General features: G+C 67.2%; 1 protein-coding gene. It reads right to left on the bottom strand.

Annotated features, from left to right (window positions below):
- The coding region (locus HLA91_RS13635; protein WP_170275125.1) for an IS481 family transposase at window positions 1-997 on the bottom strand (997 nt) is incomplete at its 3' end.
- Between the last annotated feature and the right edge of the window lie 96 nt (window positions 998-1093).

Genomic DNA, 1093 nt, shown 5'->3' with positions numbered 1-1093 from the left:
TGTAGTTCCCCGTGAGGTTGTGAACGCGGTCGGCTGGGGTGAGGCCTCCGATAGCGGTGTGGGCTCGATGCTGATTGTAGTCGTGGAGGAACGTCTCGTAGGCGGCTTCCCGCTCGGCTTCACTGGAGTAGGGCCTGGCGTAGGCCCATTCGACCATCAGGGTCCGGTTGAACCGCTCGGCTTTCCCGTTCGTCTGCGGCCGGCGAGGTCTGGTGCGCTTATGCTTGATGTCTGGGCCGAGAGCTTGTCTGAAGTCGCCGGACCGGTAGCAGGACCCGTTGTCGGTCATCACCGCCTCCACGGTGACGCCGATGGTGTCGAAGAAGGCGTTCGCCCGGTTCCAGAAGCCGGCGGCGGTGTGTTTCTTCTCGTCGTCGAGGATCTCGGAGTACACCAGCCGGGAGTGGTCATCGACGGCGTGGTGCAGGTACCGATACCCGCGTGATGGGGACGCCTTCGCGCGGGCCGCCTTGGTGCGGGCCGACTGCGCCCGCAGGTCCTGGACTGAACCGCGGCCGTGAGCCCGCCAGCCGCCGCCGTCGGGGATCCGGCCCAGCTTCTTGACGTCGACGTGGACCAGCTGCCCGGGAGCATCGACCTCGTAGCGGTGCGGTTGTGGTCGCCGCACCGGCAGCCCGGTGGCCTGATCGATGCACTCCAGCTTCGGCATCCGGTAGCGGGCCAGCACCCGTCCCACCGTCGACCGCGGGATGCCCAGGTGGTAGCCGATGCGGTGCGGACCCCACCGCTTGGTGAACCGCATGGCGATGATCCGCCGTTCGGTGCGCTGCGCCAGCCGGTGCGGGCTGCGGTGCGGACGGCTGGAGCGATCCTGCAGCCCGGCCCCGGATCGGTGGCGGCGCACCCAGCGGGACACGGTGGCCGGGGAGACCTGGAACCGTTCGGCCACGCGGCGCTGGGACCAGCCGGCCTCAACAACCAGGGCGACCATCCGGCGCCTACCCTCGACGGTCATCGGTGCATTACGGTGAGTCATGGAAGACCTCCGGTTCGAGTGAGTGTGGTTACCCACTTCGATATCGGAGGTCTTCTTTCACCTCAAATCCCGATCACAACCTCCCGAGGAAGTACA

Source organism: Brevibacterium luteolum (genome assembly GCF_013004595.1).
In the GTDB taxonomy this organism is placed as follows: Bacteria; Actinomycetota; Actinomycetes; order Actinomycetales; family Brevibacteriaceae; genus Brevibacterium; species Brevibacterium luteolum.
Note: the sequence above shows the minus strand (reverse complement) of the source record. Positions and strands in the feature narration are given on the sequence as shown.